Origin of the sequence: Proteus sp. G2300 (genome assembly GCF_009915965.1) — a bacterium.
Classification (GTDB): Bacteria; Pseudomonadota; Gammaproteobacteria; order Enterobacterales; family Enterobacteriaceae; genus Proteus; species Proteus vulgaris.
Genome location: NZ_JAABNK010000014.1, coordinates 291,268 through 310,356 on the forward strand (window position 1 = coordinate 291,268; position 19,089 = coordinate 310,356).

Annotated in this window: 17 protein-coding genes and 1 tRNA gene; 12 read left to right on the forward strand and 6 right to left on the reverse strand. The window is 35.2% G+C overall.

What is annotated here, in order from left to right; all coding sequences use genetic code 11:
• Positions 1-58: 58 nt before the first annotated feature.
• On the reverse strand, positions 59-661 hold the full coding sequence (locus GWI97_RS09035) for an HD domain-containing protein (protein WP_036934909.1): 603 nt from the start codon (positions 659-661) through the stop codon (positions 59-61).
• A gap of 27 nt (positions 662-688) precedes the next feature.
• Complete coding sequence (ygfZ, locus tag GWI97_RS09040; protein WP_036934908.1) at positions 689-1,675, reverse strand: tRNA-modifying protein YgfZ; 987 nt, start codon at positions 1,673-1,675, stop codon at positions 689-691.
• Positions 1,676-1,939: 264 nt separating this feature from the next.
• Here ygfZ and sdhE point away from each other — a divergent pair, with 264 nt between their 5' ends.
• Complete coding sequence (gene sdhE / locus GWI97_RS09045; protein WP_036938885.1) at positions 1,940-2,215, forward strand: FAD assembly factor SdhE; 276 nt, start codon at positions 1,940-1,942, stop codon at positions 2,213-2,215.
• 457 nt (positions 2,216-2,672) lie between these two features.
• Positions 2,673-3,080, forward strand: a complete 408-nt coding sequence (locus tag GWI97_RS09050) for a protein YgfX (protein WP_036934905.1) — start codon at positions 2,673-2,675, stop codon at positions 3,078-3,080.
• A gap of 16 nt (positions 3,081-3,096) precedes the next feature.
• Here the strand turns inward: GWI97_RS09050 and fldB are convergent, their stop codons facing one another.
• Positions 3,097-3,615, reverse strand: a complete 519-nt coding sequence (fldB, locus tag GWI97_RS09055; protein WP_103004982.1) for a flavodoxin FldB — start codon at positions 3,613-3,615, stop codon at positions 3,097-3,099.
• A 108-nt stretch (positions 3,616-3,723) separates the two neighbouring features.
• On the opposite strand from fldB, the gene xerD reads away from it, so the two are divergent.
• The 8 genes from xerD (at position 3,724) to GWI97_RS09095 (ending at position 13,191) form a co-directional block, all read left to right on the forward strand.
• Positions 3,724-4,662 (forward strand): site-specific tyrosine recombinase XerD, encoded by a 939-nt coding sequence (gene xerD, locus GWI97_RS09060; RefSeq protein ID WP_036934903.1) that lies wholly within the window; start codon positions 3,724-3,726, stop codon positions 4,660-4,662.
• Positions 4,663-4,695: 33 nt separating this feature from the next.
• Positions 4,696-5,403 carry a bifunctional protein-disulfide isomerase/oxidoreductase DsbC gene (gene dsbC / locus GWI97_RS09065; RefSeq protein WP_036934902.1) on the forward strand — a complete coding sequence of 236 codons (708 nt, stop codon included), beginning with the start codon at positions 4,696-4,698 and terminating at the stop codon, positions 5,401-5,403.
• Between the two features lie 9 nt (positions 5,404-5,412).
• A complete protein-coding gene (recJ, locus tag GWI97_RS09070) occupies positions 5,413-7,146 on the forward strand; it encodes a single-stranded-DNA-specific exonuclease RecJ (protein ID WP_087803219.1) in 1,734 nt (577 codons plus the stop codon).
• A gap of 171 nt (positions 7,147-7,317) precedes the next feature.
• A protein-coding gene (gene prfB / locus GWI97_RS09075) for a peptide chain release factor 2 (RefSeq protein ID WP_099074846.1) occupies positions 7,318-8,416 on the forward strand; the annotation gives its coding sequence in 2 pieces (ribosomal slippage) (positions 7,318-7,392 and positions 7,394-8,416; 1,098 coding nt in all).
• Between the two features lie 8 nt (positions 8,417-8,424).
• A complete protein-coding gene (gene lysS / locus GWI97_RS09080) occupies positions 8,425-9,939 on the forward strand; it encodes a lysine--tRNA ligase (protein WP_036934900.1) in 1,515 nt (504 codons plus the stop codon).
• 168 nt (positions 9,940-10,107) lie between these two features.
• Positions 10,108-10,181, forward strand: a tRNA-Gly gene (locus tag GWI97_RS09085).
• Positions 10,182-10,382: 201 nt separating this feature from the next.
• Positions 10,383-11,135, forward strand: a complete 753-nt coding sequence (locus GWI97_RS09090; RefSeq protein WP_226905383.1) for a hypothetical protein — start codon at positions 10,383-10,385, stop codon at positions 11,133-11,135.
• A gap of 505 nt (positions 11,136-11,640) precedes the next feature.
• The gene (locus tag GWI97_RS09095) at positions 11,641-13,191 is read left to right on the forward strand and encodes a methyl-accepting chemotaxis protein (protein ID WP_087803221.1); all 1,551 of its coding nucleotides are present in this window, start codon (positions 11,641-11,643) and stop codon (positions 13,189-13,191) included.
• Between the two features lie 393 nt (positions 13,192-13,584).
• Here GWI97_RS09095 and GWI97_RS09100 read toward each other — a convergent pair whose 3' ends face one another.
• The 3 genes from GWI97_RS09100 to GWI97_RS09110 all read right to left on the reverse strand — a co-directional run bounded on the left by GWI97_RS09100 (position 13,585) and on the right by GWI97_RS09110 (position 15,329).
• Positions 13,585-13,788: a hypothetical protein gene (locus GWI97_RS09100; protein WP_036934894.1), complete on the reverse strand. Its 204-nt coding sequence runs from the start codon at positions 13,786-13,788 to the stop codon at positions 13,585-13,587.
• 292 nt (positions 13,789-14,080) lie between these two features.
• Entirely contained in the window at positions 14,081-14,290 is a 210-nt protein-coding gene (locus GWI97_RS09105) for a sigma-S stabilization anti-adapter protein IraP (RefSeq protein ID WP_161751912.1), read from the reverse strand.
• A gap of 490 nt (positions 14,291-14,780) precedes the next feature.
• Positions 14,781-15,329 carry an NADPH-dependent FMN reductase gene (locus GWI97_RS09110; RefSeq protein ID WP_036934891.1) on the reverse strand — a complete coding sequence of 183 codons (549 nt, stop codon included), beginning with the start codon at positions 15,327-15,329 and terminating at the stop codon, positions 14,781-14,783.
• A 436-nt stretch (positions 15,330-15,765) separates the two neighbouring features.
• Here GWI97_RS09110 and GWI97_RS09115 point away from each other — a divergent pair, with 436 nt between their 5' ends.
• Both GWI97_RS09115 and GWI97_RS09120 read left to right on the forward strand, forming a co-directional pair.
• Entirely contained in the window at positions 15,766-16,263 is a 498-nt protein-coding gene (locus tag GWI97_RS09115) for a hypothetical protein (protein ID WP_224215367.1), read from the forward strand.
• A gap of 5 nt (positions 16,264-16,268) precedes the next feature.
• Entirely contained in the window at positions 16,269-19,085 is a 2,817-nt protein-coding gene (locus tag GWI97_RS09120; protein WP_123822343.1) for a sugar transporter, read from the forward strand.
• The last annotated feature ends 4 nt before the right edge of the window (positions 19,086-19,089 follow it).

Genomic DNA, 19,089 nt, shown 5'->3' on the forward strand with positions numbered 1-19,089 from the left:
GGCTAAGTTAACCTTCGGTATTTTTTTATGTGCAGTATTTTATACAATATTGACTAAATTACTTCAGCCAGCCTTTTTTTTGCGCCTCTAATAATTGAGGGTAGAGATATTGCCAAAATTCTGGCCACTGTTTTTCAATAAACAGATTGCGTGCCAACACTTGTTCTAAGCGGATATTATTTTCAACCCAACTTTGACCTTCATTGTGTAGATTCATCAACATTGGCATAGTGCGATCAAGAATATTAGCAAACTGAGATTCTGGTGTTTCAGCTGCATCATATTCCAACCATAAATTAAGGAAATATTCACTTTGTGGAGACGGCAATAACGCAAAAATACGCCTTGCCGCTTTTTGCTCGTGTTCTTTGATTGCTTCGCGTGCAGCTACATCATACACCATAACGTCACCAGCATCGATCTCAACGATATCGTGGACTAACGCTAATTGAATAGCACGTCCCATATCAATGTCGCCCGCATAAGGTTGGAAGCTCATAGCGGCAACGGCAAAATGCCAGCTATGTTCTGCTGTATTTTCAGAACGACTATTGTCTAATACATTATTTTTACGATAAACACGCTTAAGTTTATCTAATTCCATAATGAAATTGATCGTCTCTGAAAAGGGGCCAAAAGCCCCATTAGGTTGTTGTGTCATAAACATCCATTCTGATTTAAATAAGCGTTACTCTTCTTCTAAAGAGTAAGGGAGAGGTTTAATGGATAAGCGGCTGGTGTTATCGCCTTGAACACGAAATACACTATCCGTTTCCATATCGTTATTCATAATAACTTCGGCAAGAATAGTATTATCAGCCATACGTACAGCACTTAATACAGTGCCTGTTTTACGCCATTTATCTTCACCTAGTTGCCACTCAATGCTACCACCAATTTCGGGTAATTCAGTGCCACCGCCTGATAATAGATACATAGCACGTTTATTGGCACCTCTGAATTTTGCACGAGAAACCATTTCTTGCCCGGTATAACAGCCTTTTTTAAAGCAAATACTCAGTGGTAATGCTTGTAGGTTTGTTGCTTGAGGTAAGAATTGTTCAATATTTGGGGTATCAATAATAGGGTATCCAGCCTCAATATCTAATGCTAACCATTGTTCACTATTGCGCGTTTCTGCTTTTAAGGTTGTAGCTAAATTTTTTGCTGTTTCTTCGTCAGTGACAATTAAAAAACGTTCAGCAGGCAAAGGTAATTGAAGAATATAAGTATTGTCGTGATAAATGACTTCATTCGCTTTGCGAGGAATATTAGGGAAATAGTCAGCTAAAGCCTGAGCTGCGCCTTGTCCTGCTAATCCTAATAATACGGCTTGCGTATTTTCAGCTAAAGTTATTTTTGAAAATACGGCGTATTTCTTTAATTCAGTCAGTTGTTTTTGTGCGACATTCTTACGCAAAATATAAGCAAAACCGTCTTGCATATGGAAAAAACGTAATGTGCTCCACATTTTTCCTTTTGCTTCACAGTGTGCCGATAGCGTATGTGTGGTTACAGGAAGTGCTGTAATATCGGTTGTTAATTGGCCTTGTAGATATTTTTCACTATCAGCACCGGTTGCTGTTATCAGTGACCATTCATCTAAAGAAACCAGTGTTAACGGTAAATTGATTGCCGTATGAGGGCGTTTAGCTTGAGTCGAATTTTGAGTCATGATGTCACCAGCGATTAAATTAATCAGATACATCAGTTATGGTAAAAGAGTCACAAGACAATGCAAGTCATTATTATTTATAACGCACAGAAAATGAATCTGATAAATGACAAATAAACAGGTGTTCAACATGTTATCTATGAGACGAACCCTGCAAACTGTGATCATTTTGATGTTAAAAATTCTGTGATAAGACTATCATCAAAGGCAGGAAGAAATCGTCGTGTTTCTTGATTTGAACAATGTAAAGAGCAGAGTATGACTATCGATATAGAGAATAAAGCACGAATTAACTGGGCATGTCGTCGTGGAATGCGCGAGCTAGATATTTCTATCATGCCTTTTTTCGAAAATGAGTACGATACGTTATCTGATAATGATAAAGCGCTTTTTGTTCGTTTACTCGAATGTGCAGATCCTGATTTATTTAACTGGCTAATGAACCATGGTCGCCCCGATGATGAATCGCTCTATTATATGGTGAAATTAATTCAAGAGCGTAATCGGGCAAGAATGGCAGAGATCGTTGATAAATATTAATAAAAAAGTATGAGATTAGCGATAGACTAATAATAATTTTGATTGATTATGAGTAACGCTTTTATTATCTAATAAAGGCGTTTATATTTTTATATAAAAATGAATGATATTAATCAAACTCTAAAATTTGATGAAATAAAGAACGAATTTGCGACAGAAATGCGTGTTATCTCTATAAATGATGATTTAAATGTTCTTTTCTCACTATTATCTTCTGAGTATTTAATTAATTAGGTATGCTGATTTTATTAAAACAGCAATTAAAGAAGAATAAATATTACGTATTTATTATTAAATTGTTTTTTGATTAAGTATAAAATAGCCAAAAGTAATAAAAAATTAAATCAAAAATAGAGATAAATCATTTGCAAGGTTGAGAAAGAAGTTACATTATAAATAGGTTATTTTTAACATTATTTATATTGATATAAAACTAAAACAGGGGTTAATATAACTCGTGATATTATGGAAATCGCATCTTACAGTGTCATGGTTTACACAACTCTTTTCAACGGCAATTTATGTTGCTTTCGAAATAGGCTTACTGCTTTATCCATGGCCTCCTGATTTTATTTATATTTGGGTACCTTTGTTATTGCTTTTGATCGGTGGGTGGTATCTTACACAAAAAAATATTAGTCGAATCAAAGGTGATTTTATTTTACTAAACGGCAATCGAGTGCAATGGAAGCTTCATGAGTGGCAAATAACAAAACGCCCTTGGATTAGTCGCTTTGGAACTCGAATAACCCTGACTTCTATTTTGAATAAAAAACAAATCACGCTATGGGTTGCTTTTGATAGTATGAGCGAAAATGAATGGCGTAATTTTTCACAACTATTAATGCAATACCCAGATATTTAATTTCTGGGCATTATCTTTATAAGTTTTCTTCTATTTCACGTAAAATTTGCATACACCATTGGGATATACGCTCATCAGTTTCTTCAAATTGATTAACGTCATCTAATGCAAGTCCTACAAAATGATTACCATCATCTGATAATGGTTTTGGACTAACAAACTCATACCCATCAACAGGCCAAAATCCAATAAATCTCACGCCACTTGGTAATAAATGATGGTAAAGCATACCTAGTGCATCAAGAAACCATTCGCTGTAATCGACTTGATCGCCCATTCCATACATTGCAATAAGTTTATTTTTTAAATTTAATGTTGGCAAAGTATCCCAAATATTGAGCCAGTCTTCTTGAATTTCGCCAAAATCCCAAGTGGGAATACCTAAAATAAGAATGTCGTATTGCTCCATAAGCGTGATATCACACTCTTGAACATTATGAAGATCAACGAACTCTTCACCGAGAATATCACGAATTTTTTCTGCTGCCATTTCGGTGTAACAAGTGCTAGAACCGTAAAATAGACCAATTTTCATAAAGATTTTTAGGATATTTTTGCCAATAAAGGTCACTATTGTATCAGAAAAAAAGTTTTATAAGGCATAATGTAAAGGCAATAAACTAAAGAGCAGGAGAGTAAGGCTGTGTCACAAACCAAATTATCGACAAAAAAAACAACGCAGACTCATGAAGATACAGATATTATCATTGAGCAATTTCTCGACAATATTTGGTTAGAACAAGGATTATCAGCCAATACACTCAGTTCTTATCGTTTAGATTTACAAGCATTAGGTCAATGGCTTATACATCATCAATTGGATTGGGTATCAGTGACTACGTTGGATTTACAATCCTTTCTCGCGACACGTTTAGATGAAGGTTATAAAGCCAGTAGTGCGGCTCGTTTACTCAGTACGATGCGTCGATTATTTCAATATCTTTATCGTGAAAAATTACGCTTAGATGATCCTAGTGCATTACTCTCAACGCCAAAACTGCCAAAACGTTTACCTAAAGATTTAAGCGAACGGCAAGTGGATGATTTACTTAATGCACCTTGTGTTGATGAGCCACTTGAATTACGCGATAAAGCGATGCTTGAGGTGCTTTATGCCTGTGGGCTTCGTGTTTCTGAATTAGTCGGATTATCTCTTTCTGATATCAGTTTACGACAAGGTGTATTACGAGTGATTGGTAAGGGAGATAAAGAACGATTAGTCCCTTTAGGTGAAGAAGCTATTTACTGGTTAGAACAATATCTGCAATATGGAAGACCCTCTTTAATGCAAGGGAAAACAGATGATATCGTTTTTCCTAGCTTAAGAGGGCAGAAAATGACACGACAAACTTTCTGGCATCGGATAAAACATTATGCGGTGATCGCAGGCATTGATACTGAAAAGTTATCACCCCATGTGTTGCGCCATGCATTTGCAACACATCTTTTAAATCATGGAGCAGACTTGCGTGTTGTACAGATGTTATTGGGGCACAGTGACCTCTCTACAACACAGATTTATACCCATGTTGCAACAGAGCGCTTGAAAGTGCTTCACCAGCAACACCATCCAAGGGGATAGCCACTACATAGTAGGCGTTAAATAGGAATTCAAATGAAAAAGAGATTACTTTGGTTGCCAATATTATTAAGCATGGTGTCAATACCTGTGCTTGCTGACAATGCTTCTATTGAAGCACAACTGGCTAAAATGCAAATTAAAGCAGAAAGTATCCAACCCACTCCCATTGTTGGATTAAATGCCGTGTTATCAGATAAAGGTATTTTTTATATTACTGACGATGGTAAATATCTAACAGCAGGTCCTATTTATAATATTAGCAGTGGTGAGCCTGTCAGTATTGCTAATCAAGTTATCATGAAAAAAGTCGATTCACTGAAAAATGAAATGATCGTTTATAAAGCGCGTAATGAGCGCCATGTGATCACCATTTTTACTGATATTAGTTGCCCTTATTGCCAAAAACTTCATCAAGAAGTTTCTGAACTGAATAAACAGGGTGTAACGGTACGTTATTTAGCCTTTCCTCGTAACGGTGTTGGCAATAATATTGTGAGTAAAGAAATGAACGCCGTGTGGTGTAGCGGTTTTCCTAATAAATCATTAGACAGTGCATTTAAAGGTGACAAAATTATTCCCATTGATGAATGTACAAAAATCAATATCAATGAACACTTTAAATTAGGCACTATGATGGGGATCCAAGGCACGCCAGCTATTGTATTACCTAATGCCAGTATTTACGGTGGATATATTTCTGCTCAAAACCTTGTTGAATTATTAGATAAAAAAGAGAAGTAATTACGTTTTATGGTCACTATTGAACCGACACTGCGTCGTCGAATTGCGCAGGCAACTCAATTACCGGATAACTTAGATCCCTTATTGCGACAAATTTATGCTAACCGTGGAATAACATCTGAAGTTCAACTAGAACGGTCGTTAAAAGGCTTACTTCATTATCAAGCATTAACTGGAATAGAAACGGCGATTTCATTGCTCATTGAAGCTTTAAAGCAACAATCTCGCATTGTGATTGTTGGTGATTTTGATGCCGATGGCGCAACCAGTACTGCGTTGGCTATAAAGGCATTACGCCAAATGGGGTTTAAGCAAGTAAGTTATCATATTCCCAATCGCTTTGATGATGGTTATGGTTTAAGCCCTCAAGTTGTACATGATGTTGCAAAAAAAGGGGTTGAACTGATTATCACCGTTGATAATGGTATTTCCTCTTTTGAAGGCGTGGAGACTGCCCATGAATATGGTATTCGAGTCCTCATAACAGATCACCATTTACCGGGACAAACCTTACCTGCTGCTGATGCGATTATTAACCCTAATCTGATTGATTGCGATTTCTTATCGAAATCATTAGCTGGCGTTGGTGTTACTTTTTATTTAATGACGGCATTAAGAGCTGAATTAGAAAAACAAGGTTGGTTTGAGCAACAACGTTTAGTACGCCCTAATATGGCTGACTTTCTCGATTTAGTTGCACTGGGTACAGTCGCTGATGTTGTTCCGCTTGATGAGAATAACCGTATTTTTGTTTATGAGGGATTACGTCGTATTCGAGCGGGGCGCTGTTGTGTGGGGATAAAAGCGCTTACTGAGGTTTCTCGTAAAGAGTTATCTCAATTAGTCAGTAGTGACTTAGGTTTCTCTTTAGGACCTCGCTTAAACGCAGCTGGACGCCTTGATGATATGTCTGTTGGTGTTGCTCTACTTTTAACCGATAATATTGGTTCTGCGCGTGAAATTGCTAATGAACTTGATGGCTTAAATCAAACTCGGCGTGAAATTGAAGCGGGTATGCAAGAAGAAGCCTCAACCATTTTCCGCCAATTTATGGGCACTCAACATGATTTACCAAATGGTTTAGCTATTTACCATCCTGAGTGGCACCAAGGTGTTGTGGGTATTTTAGCTTCTCGCATTAAAGAAAAATTGCATCGTCCTGTGATTGCTTTTGCACCTAGTGGCGATGGTCTGTTAAAAGGCTCTGGTCGTTCAATTAGTGGTGTTCACCTTCGAGATGCCTTAGAACGATTAAATACGTTAAACCCAGGTTTGATGGTGAAGTTTGGTGGGCATGCAATGGCGGCAGGACTTTCACTTGAAGAAGATAAATTCCCGCTATTTCAACGTCATTTTTCGTCTTTAATGGCAGAGTTGGTTTCAGATGAACAGTTGCAAGGCGTAATTTTATCGGATGGTGAACTAACCGATAATCAACTTTCATTGCCTATCGCCGAAATGCTAAGAGAAGCAGGGCCTTGGGGACAGGCATTTCCGGAACCTTTATTTGACGGTAAGTTTACGCTGCTACAACAACGTATTGTGGGTAGTAAGCATTTAAAAATGATGCTTCAGCCAGTAAATAGCCATCTTATGATTGATGCAATTGCCTTTAATGTTGATATCAATATGTGGCCTGATAACAGTATTAAAACGGTTGAATTAGCTTATCGATTAGATGTAAATGAGTTTCGAGGGCAACGTAATGCGCAACTGCTTGTTGAGCATATTTGGCCTTGTTGATACGGAACATTTAAGCAATTTATTGTGATATAAAGGACAACGTTGTTATGGCAACAACGATTGAATAGACAATTGTATATAAATGCTATAAACCCGCAGATATATCCGTTACAATATGCAGTTCAAAATTTATTCCAATTGTTTTTGAAAACAACATAAAGACGAAAAAGTATGTTTGAAATCAATCCAGTAAAACACCAAATAGAAGAAGTCTCTGAAAGAACAAATGTTCTCAGGGGGTATCTTTGACTATGATGCCAAGAAAGAGCGTTTAGAAGAAGTTAACGCTGAATTAGAACAACCTGATGTATGGAATGAGCCAGAAAGGGCACAAGCATTAGGTAAAGAGCGTTCATCTCTTGAGGCTATCGTAGAAACAATTGACCAGTTAGATCAAGGACTAGAAGATGTTTCTGGCTTACTTGAATTAGCGGTTGAAGCTGATGACGAAGAAACATTTAACGAAGCCATTGCTGAATTAGATGTATTAAATAAAAAGCTTGAGCAATTAGAATTCCGTCGTATGTTCTCTGGTGAATATGACAGTGCGGATTGCTACCTTGATTTACAAGCAGGCTCAGGGGGTACAGAGGCGCAGGATTGGGCAAGTATGCTGATGCGTATGTACTTACGTTGGGCTGAGTCAAGAGGCTTTAAAACAGAGATTATTGAAGAATCTGACGGTGATGTTGCAGGATTAAAATCAGCGACTATCAAAATTATTGGTGAGTACGCTTATGGTTGGTTACGTACAGAAACAGGTGTTCATCGCTTAGTTCGTAAAAGTCCATTTGACTCCGGTGGTCGTCGCCATACCTCATTTAGCTCTGCCTTTATTTACCCTGAAGTTGATGACAATATTGATATTGAAATCAACCCAGCTGATTTACGTATTGACGTTTATCGTGCTTCAGGTGCGGGTGGACAGCACGTTAACAAAACAGAATCTGCGGTGCGTATTACCCACGTTCCAACAGGTCTTGTCACTCAATGCCAAAACGATCGCTCTCAGCATAAGAACAAAGATCAGGCAATGAAGCAGATGAAAGCGAAATTATACGAGCTGGAAATGCAGAAGAAAAATGCAGACAAGCAAGTAATGGAAGATAATAAGTCCGATATTGGCTGGGGTAGTCAAATTCGTTCTTATGTTCTGGATGATTCACGCATTAAAGATTTACGTACTGGTGTGGAAACACGTAATACACAAGCAGTATTAGATGGTGATCTTGATAAATTTATTGAAGCTAGCTTAAAAGCGGGCCTGTGAGGAAAAACATGTCGCAACAGCAACAAGGTGCGGAGCAGGCACCTGATTTAAATAACGAACTGCAAACACGTCGCGAAAAATTATCTGCTTTACGTGATAATGGTAACGCATTCCCAAATGATTTCCGCAGAGATGCGCTGTCTGACGAATTACATCAAAAGTATGATGCAATGAGTGCAGAAGAGTTAGAAACTGCTAATGTGGAAGTCTCTATTGCAGGTCGTATGATGACTCGTCGCATTATGGGCAAGGCATCTTTCGCTACATTGCAAGACATGGGTGGCCGTATTCAGCTTTATGTTTCTCGTGATGATTTACCAGAAGGCATTTATAACGAGCAATTTAAAAAATGGGATCTTGGCGATATCTTAGGTGCTCGTGGTCGCGTTTTTAAAACCAAAACTGGCGAATTAAGTGTTCACTGCACTGAAGTGCGTTTACTGACAAAAGCGTTGCGTCCTTTACCAGATAAATTCCACGGTTTAGCAGACCAAGAAATGCGTTATCGTCAGCGTTATTTAGATCTCATTTCTAACGAAGAATCACGTAAAACTTTCAAAATTCGTTCACAAGTCATGGCGGGTATACGTCAATTTATGGTGAACAAAGGTTTTATGGAAGTTGAAACGCCGATGATGCAAACTATCCCTGGTGGAGCAAGTGCGCGTCCGTTTATTACACACCATAATGCGTTAGATATTGATATGTATCTACGTATTGCACCTGAGTTATATTTAAAACGTTTAGTTGTCGGGGGATTTGATCGCGTATTTGAAATCAACCGTAACTTCCGTAACGAAGGTGTATCACCACGCCATAATCCTGAGTTCACTATGATGGAACTTTATATGGCGTATGCGGATTATCGTGATCTGATTGAATTAACTGAAGAGTTGTTCCGCACATTAACTCAAGATGTTTTAGGCTCATCATTAGTGAAATATGGCGATCAAGAGTTTGATTTTGGCAAACCATTTGCCAAATTAACCATGAAAGAAGCTATCTGTAAATACCGCCCAGAAACCGTAATGGCTGATCTTGATGATATGGATAAAGCGGTTGCCATTGCTCAGTCTATTGGTATTAAGATTGAGAATAGCTGGGGCTTAGGGCGTGTTCAATGTGAAATTTTTGAAGAAGTGGCAGAAAGTCACTTAATTCAGCCGACGTTTATCATTGAATACCCAGCAGAAGTTTCGCCATTAGCTCGTCGTAATGATGATAACCCATTTATCACTGACCGTTTTGAATTCTTTATTGGTGGTCGTGAGATTGGTAATGGTTTCTCAGAACTTAATGATGCACAAGATCAAGCTGAGCGCTTTGAAGATCAAGTTCGTCAAAAAGAAGCCGGTGATGCAGAAGCCATGTTCTTTGACCATGACTACATCACAGCATTAGAACATGGGTTGCCACCAACCGCGGGTTTAGGTATTGGTATTGACCGTATGGTGATGTTATTTACTGACAGCCATACTATCCGTGATGTGATTTTATTCCCAGCAATGCGTCCGAATAAATAGTTGTTATTTTAATTAACATATCGCAATTAATTGATAAAGCCACCAGAAAGGTGGCTTTTTTTATTTTTAATAACCGTATATTATACTTTTTATGATGGTAAAATAATCACTTGAATAAGAAGGGGATTGCTGTTCGATTAAGGGGGCGTATAATTGGTAAAATCAATTGCGGGCGTAGTTCAATGGTAGAACGAGAGCTTCCCAAGCTCTATACGAGGGTTCGATTCCCTTCGCCCGCTCCACTCCATCCTTTTTAAATCAATCCTAGCTATACATTCAATACCTATTGTCCTTTATCTGCCCTCCTATTTTTAAGCGATAAGCGCATTCTTTATAATCTCTTTCATTAAAATGAGTAGTATTTACGCCTAATAGAGTTGCTAAAAATCGATTATAATAAATACTTTAATCAGATATTATCGTATAAATACGCTGACAGTGACTTGTTAGCATTTATTTATGAACATAAACTTGAAAATTTAAAAGTATGTTATGCTACAGGTATTATAAAAATGAAAAATGTATTGATTCCAATTGTTTGTATTTTCTCTTTATCTGGATGTGCTGTCACTGAATATAATTACACACCAGATCCACATAAAATCAATGAACCAAAAGTAGGGAGTATTAATCACGTTATAATAGGGCAAGCTTTAGTAAAAGAAGGTGATATTAGTGAGTTAGATGGCATTAAAGTATTAAATCCAGTACAAATAGATCTAGCTTATAAAATTATTCCTGGTGTATTTAAAAAAGTGGGCTCAAGCGATAAAGGTGATTTTTATATGCCAACGCAAACCATAGATTCTGGAACTATTACTGTTGAAGTCTTAGGCCAACCATGGAGCTCAATTTTATTAAAGAAAGGAGGTAAACCGAATGAAATTTGTATCGTTACGGATGTAAATGTCGTTGTTTGTCGTGATGATGCTCAAATTGAACATTTAAAATTAAATAATTCGGAGGGTAATTCTTTTGAGCAGGCGCTCATTTTTAATGCAATAAATGATAAAGTTGTTGATGTGAGTTATCGAAAAATAGGCTCGAATATAGAGGAACAAGGATTCGGAAATAATATCCAATATAACCTAAAAGAAAGCAATATCATTTCTTATAAAAACGTTAAATTAAAAGTGATAGATAGTACTGATAATTCATTGACCTATGAAGTTATTAGCAATTTTTCTGATAATTAATAAAGTTCTATCGAAAAATATTTTTTGTTTCTATGGTAGCGTTAAGCTTAATGCGTAAAAGGTTTAGCGCTTTTAATCTGAATGCAAAGAATATTAGAAACTCGCTAATCAGTTTGATTTCCTACCTTTAGCCATTTTTGAATAAAAGTAAACGCTCTAAAAAGAGAGTACTTCTTTCTTTGAAGTAAACATCTATTGAGATAACTATAATTTTATTATTTCCTCAAGTTACATTTTTATTCCTCAAGTGCTTCTTATTTGTTTTTTGCGTTACAAAAATTGTAATCTATTGATTTTTAGTATTTTTTTTATTCTTATACTAAATTATAAAAAATGATAGATAAGTAACATTTTTGCTTCTCTTAACTAACTCTTTTTATGTATAGAAAATAAAGAATCAATTTATAAAAAAAATTAGTAAAAAATTAAAATAAATTGAAAAACTGTCGATAAGAGTACATTACGCCCTACTGGGATTACTTTATCTTGTTAGTTGAGAAATTCGATGCAGAAACTTCGTAACATTACTATTCGTTTGATGATGGTAGTAATACTGGGTACTTTATGTATGTTATTTGGTAGCGTGAGCCTTTATAGCGCATGGTCATTATCACAAATTTCTAAAGGTAATCAGGCTGATAATCAAATAATAAAACAGATGGCGGCACTCAGTCAGGGAAATGACCAATATTTTCGTTTTACTTCACGGCTTAATCGTATAGTGGAACAAAAAGCAGAAGGTAAAGACGTTGATTTTACACAAGCTCAAATTGCAATGGAAAATATGGAAAAGCAGATTGAATATATGAAATCGGTTTCTCCAGGACCAATGAATGCTGAAGTCTCTCAAGAATTAATGACAATTTGGCTAGCCCTTTTTGAGCAAGGAGTGAAGCCACAGATGGAGTTAGCTCTCAATGGTACTATAGAGCAATATGAGCATCATGCTAGAAATGTCACACCTGTTTTAAGCCGTGAATTTGGTAACGTTACTGAGAAATTTAATCAAGTTGCTAATATAAAAATTGATAGAACGATAGAAGAAGTTGATGAACTTATTGACATCACGCAGGTTGTTATCATTATCAGTGCCATTGTAGGTGGTATTATTCTTATTCTTACTGACCGTTACTTAGTGTCTATGCTACAAAAACCATTAGAAAATATTCGCCGACATTTTGTAAGAATGGCAGAGGGTGATCTTAGCCAACCATTAGAACCTTTTGGTAATAATTGTGCTGGACGATTAATACCGTTATTGAATAGTATGCAAAATAGTTTACATGAGGCAGTAAGTATTATTCGACAAGGCAGTGACAGTATTTATCGAGGTGCATCTGAAATTGCAAAAGGGAATAATGATTTGGCTTCTCGTACAGAAGAGCAAGCGACGGCACTAGAGCAAACAGCGACAAGTATGGAGGAAATAACAGCTGCTGTTAACCAAAATATGGAACATGCTTACCAAGCAAGAGCGTTAGCAGAAGTTGCATCAGTCACGGTTGAAAAAGGTAATGTGATAGCTGAATCTGTTGTCACGACGATGGATGAGATCACTGATAGCTCAAGTAAAATTGCTGATATTATTAATGTTATTAATAATATTGCATTCCAAACCAATATCCTTGCACTAAATGCATCAGTAGAAGCTGCCAGAGCAGGCACTCATGGGCGAGGTTTCATGGTAGTGGCAAATGAAGTGCGCAATTTAGCAGGAGACAGTGCAAAAGCAGCCAAAGAGATTGAAGGACTTATTGCTAATTCAACGACGCGAGTGAAAAAAGGCGCTAGTTTAGTGAATGATATGGAAAAAACAATGGAAGATATTCTCACTGGAGTTAAACAGGTTACTTCGATTATGAAAGAAATCACTATTGCCTCTGAAGGACAAAGTAAAGGCATTAGTCAAGTGAGTATCGCTATTACTCAAATGGACAGTGTAACACAACAAAATGCTTCTTTAGTTGAGCAAGTTTCAGCAGCGGCTATTTCACTGGAAAGACAAACAGAAGAGTTACAGTTGTCTGTACAAAAATTTAATCTTATTCATCATTGATATTGATATAGAAAAAGCCATAAAATATGTGTCTAAGGTGGTAAGTTCTTACTCGTTAGGCGCATAGAAGACATAATGAATACATATTATATGCTAGATTTATTTAACATTGATATAAAATTTAGTTAGTCACTGATTAAGTACTAAAAGGGTAATAATTTTTACACTAGCAAAAAGTAAACTTTTATTATCTAAATGAGATTATTTATAAATAATCTATTTGTTTTTTATGGATTGGAAAATTATCTCTTTTTTAAATTTTTTGATAAAAAATCAATCAATCATTGATTATGTTTTTCTTTTGTATAATTTTAATTTTCTAAAGGCGCTAATATAAATGATCTTAAAATAAACGATAATAAAGAGATATATATATGATATAGCGCCAAATTTTTAGAGCATTTTTTTTATATATTGTTCTGTTTTAGTTATAACATCTTTGTATTGAGGATGATTGGTATATGCATTGTTGACGGTTTCGCTTATATCTTGAATTGCGACTTCTTTTTGTTTATCTGTTAAAGTTAATAATAACGCTTTTAAAACTACTTTTAATGCTGCAATTTCATACTCTATATTGACAACTTTTTTTTCCATAAGATCCTCAGAAACGATGTTATATTATTGTGTGGCTGATTATTTTTATATTAATTAATTATTTAGGTAAAACCAAGAAGAAATTAAATCAATAAAAAAGCAAAAAATTTATGGTATCTTGTATTAAAAAAGTAAAAGTGAGGATATTTGAGCTAGGGAATAATGACTTAATGAATTTAGCTTAAGGTTGAATTAATAGAGTGGAACGAAAGTATATCCTATAGGAATAAGTAGGATGCAATATGCACCCTATAATATTTTTGTCGATCAGCAAATTTAATAACACACTTTACTAAGCTTGAGTCAGTTTTTTTACATATTGCTCTGTCAAGTTTATAACTTCATTAAGTTGAGGGTATCGGTTTGATGTATCTTCAATTACTATAGATATATTCCCCAGCATATCTCTTCGTTGTCTATCATTTAGCGAGGAAAGTAAAGATTTGATAACAAATTTTAGAGCCGCAATTTCACACTCAATTTCTTTTAAATTTTTATCCATGATTTACCTGCCAGTATTTAATGGGTGAATAATATAGGTAATTTTTTTGTCTATCACAATTATAGAAGTATATTATTTAGATATATATCGCACATTCTGCTCAATATTCTAATTTAATATCAATTGTTAAAAATAATTATTGAATTCTAAATTTTATCTCTAAATATAGATGGAGGTTTATTGATGATTTCAGGTTTTAGAGATACTGAGCGACACCATGCATTTTGATCTTGTATCCGTTTTATTTAATTATTGCTTATATAATAAATATTTTTCTTATAATAATAAGAGATGTCTTTTAATGACAATCGAATTTAGTCTGATTATTATTTAAATGAGACGATGATACTTTTATGTATTAGTTACCAAATATTAAGCTTTTTTATCCACTACTAATATTTTCATTAGAAGAAAATAATACATTTTATTTTTAAGAGTGAAAAATAAAAAGAGCTATGTATAAAAAACAAAGCTCTTTTTAGTGTGTTGATTATTGGTTATTTTGCTTTACAAAAGCAACATAAGCATCAACCCAACTTTGCATAAAGTGTGCTGTTTTTTCTGCAAAATGTTCATTCTCAACCATTCCGTCATACCATTTTAGATAGCATTCAGGTTGGTTTAAGGTTGGCATATTCAGGAATGCTAATGAGTTACGCAGATGTTGTTGTGCTATTGCTGTACTAATATTACCGATTGAAACCCCAATAATACCAGCAGGAATTTTGTTCCAAGCATTTGTCCCATATGGACGAGAAGCTTGGTCTAGTGCGTTTTTAAGTACACCTGGAATGGAGCGATTATATTCAGGTGTGACAAAAATAATGCCTTGACATTCGCTTATGTGTTGTTTGAATTTGATAACGGCAGAAGGAGTATGATTGTCATCATCTTGGTTATAGAGAGGAAGATTGCTGATATCGATAAATTGATGAGCAAACTCTTTAGGAAATAACTTAGTTAATGCATTTGCTGTTTGTTTGTTATACGAATCTTTTCTTAAACTTCCGACAACGATACCGATTTTAAAATGATTCATCTTAGTTCTCCTATTTGGAAGGATAGAATAAATATCAGTGACAATATCTGATATTCATTTCTTGATTTTATCTTAGTCTTAAAAAACAACAACAAAATATAAGTCCACTTCTCACACGTAATTAGCGTAAATAAATGATAAAATTAGTATTATTATTTTTATTATTATCTGGTATTATTTTACTGAAATAAAAAGTAATCAATTTACATGACAGCATTTTACTGAATAAATCCGATATTCAAAAAATGACATCTTTAGTGTGATGCAGGTAGTGTTTTAATAAAAATAAATGAAATGATAAGCACACTCATTACAACCTCGAGTGTTAGCCTATTTATTTAGTATGCGGTAGGTAATAGAAAATTATAATAAAATGGCTTAAAATGCGACAATTCATATGCTCTTATTTAAGCCTGATCGGAATTAAGGAAAAATGATGTCCTTATTACAAAATAAAAAGAATGTCCTTGCTGTATTTATAACAACCAGCATTCTCGCTTTGTCTGGGTGTGTTTGGTCTGATCAAACACGTCCAGTTGAGACACCTACACCGGTGCCAACACAAGCGATTCAGCCTGTTGCCACAACGCAGTCAGTAGCAACGGCACAGCCACTTACCATGACACCAACAGCAGAATCTGTTGATAGTGGTGTAGAGGCTCGAAAATTAGGGTTAGCACCACAAAGCGCTTGTATAAAACAACTTGATTCTCTAAAAACCTTTTCTCCATCTGACTATCAATCCATGATGAGTTCATTTAAAGAAATTAGTGAAATTAATGCGATGTACCGCAGTGTTCAAGGTACCGCAAGTAAAGATAGTTTAGATTTGCTAAAAATGAGTATTGAATCAAAAACAGAAGTTTTGTGTGCAAAAGTTCGCTATCTGTCGATTATGTCAGTTAATTCGACATTGAAAAAATTAGGTGAATAATTACTATGAAATTAAAGCAGAGTGTTTGTCTCGCTTTTATGTTGTTTCCAACACTGTCGTTTGCCAATAATGAGTTTAATTCTGTTATTGAGGATTTTGACCGTTATTTTGAAACGCAGGAGCCAATAAAAATTGAGCCTAAAACATCTGCTACAATTTCATTGTCAACAAGAACCGGTCAGGCTAATCGTGGGGGAAGCCGTACAACAACGGTGACCCAACAAACTAAGCCAGAGCAACGAGTTAAACCTTCTACACCAGCAAAAACAGATAATCAGGCCGTCGAGTTTGTGGAGACGCCTGATATCACGCGAGTGGAAAGTTGCCCTGTATTACCTGAGAATGATTCTAAATTTAAGAGTGATTATACTCGTTATTTAACACCACTACTTTCATTTGTTCCAATTAAACCTCAATTTACACCTGAGGATCTTAATCGATATCAGTATAGAAATAATGCTACGGTTTATAACCCATTAGTACTTTATTCAAAAGAAAATTATTCAAAATCGCAAAAAAATGAAAATTTCTTATTAGATATTATTCCTGGCACATTTTATTCTGTGACCGCAATTCCTTTTCATTTTGCCTATCAATTTAATCGTTCTGTGCTTGATCATCAGCAACCTCTTTTTGATAAAACGCTGTTGAATCGTTTAACCGATACAAGAAATAAATATCAAGCGCTGTATCAGAAATATACTGAGCAAACAGTGGCGTTAAAGGAACATTTAGAAAAACTTCAAAATGCGAATAACCAAATTAAACAATTGGAACTGTCGCTGGCGGAAACAGAAGAAAAATTAGCGACGGCAAATAACTTACTCAATGATGATACATTGGAACAAGCTGTTGCTAAATTACAAAAAGATCTGGGAACAACAAAAGAAGAACGTGATTTATTAATTCAGCAATTGGCTGATAAAGAAAATATATTAAGCGCGACAACAGAAAAAAATAAAGAACTAGTAAAACAGCTACAAGATTTTGAAAAACAATCAGGAATACTTAAAAGTTTAGAGGCTAAGTTTATCCAACTTGAGCAAGAAAAAGAGCAATTACAAACCCAGTACTTGCAGGCTCAAGCACGACTAAAAGATGATAGCGCTAAAAAAGAACTTGATAAGTTACAAAACTCACTTGAGAGTACGGAAGCTGAGCAAGAAAAGTTACTGAATCAATTAAATGAAAAACAAACATTACTGACTAAAATTGAGCAAGAAAAAGAAAATATTCAGGTTCAATATGCTCAAGCTCAACAACTACTCAAGGGAACTCATGAACAAAAAGAACAAGAGTTAGCTAAGTTAGAAGCCGTAAAAAATAAAGAAATAGCAACATTGGAAAAATCGCTATCAACATTGACGAATGAACAAACTCATTTGGTGAAGCAATTGGCTGATACACAGAGCCAATTAGCAACAATGAAAGAAGAAAAAGAAGGCATTCAAACTCAGCTTGTACAGGCACAACTATTATTAAAAGATAACACCGCGAAGAACGAGATAGAAAAGCTAAAAAGTGCATTGTTGAAGATGACATCAGAACGTGAAGAGTTATCTAAATCGCTTGCATTAAAAATCACAGAAGCTGAAAAGCTACAAGAAGCTAATGATAAGTTTGTTGATAGCCAGCGACAAGAGATAGCACAACTAAAAACACAAATTGAAAAAAGCAACCAGGAACAAATTCAGCTTAATAAATCACTTTTAGCTGTTCAGCAGCAAAAAGAGCAAGCAGATGAAAAACTCAAAGTGGTACCAGAACTAAAACTACAGTTAGATAATAAAATAACGGAGTTGAGTGATCTGAAAAAAAGTTTATCTGCGGGTGAAAAAGCGGTTGATAATTTAATTACAGATAAAAATAATGTAATTGCTAAGTTAGAAAAAGCTCAAAATGAGCTATCAGCTAAATATCAAGCATTAGATATCCAATTTAAAGAGAGTAATATCGCGTTAGCGCAATTAACTACAAGTAAAACAGAAAGTGAGAAAACACGATCATTACTAGAAAAACAGCTTACTGAAAAACAGAATACTACGGATAAATTAAATGCTCAATTAGCTGAAGCGAAAGCTCAATTAGAAAAACAAAATACAGAAAGTGCACAACAAATTAGTGCATTAAAGCAACAGCAGACAGAATCTATTGCACAAGCTAAACAGCAAGAAAGTACATTATCTGATGTTCAAAAAGCACTAGATGAAATGACCAAACAACTTGAAGCTCAACGAGAGTTGACTAAAACCTTAGAAGATAAAGGGTCTCAGTTAAATGAGCAAGTTAAAGAAAAAGAAGCTGAATTAGTAAAGGCAAATACTGAAAAAACCAATGTGTTAAAAGAAAATAAAACACTGAAAGAACAAATTGAAAAAATGGCAAGTGAAGGGCAAATGATCGCAGGGCAACTCGCTTATGCTTATTCAATCATTGGTAAAGATAATGCCCAACGGAATAAATCTATTTTATCTGAAATTCAAAAACAAAATTACATACAGTATGATGATGATACCTATTTTAAAATCTTAAAACAGGGTAAGCCTGTCGCTTCAATTACAGGTAAAACGGTTGTTTTTACTATGCATGAAGAGCTGACAGATGGCACTGTGACACTCAATTATGATAAGTCTAAGCCACTTATTCTACCTTATCGTCAACTCCCCTTACCATTGAACACCTTTATTGCTAAAGCTGGCATCAATGGTAAAGCTAAAATTTATATAAAACCTGGTGGTGGTTATGGGAAAAATGGTGTTCCGGGACAAGTACCGCCAGAATCCATGTCTATCGTAACCATTGAGATCTTAGATATTAAATAAAGTG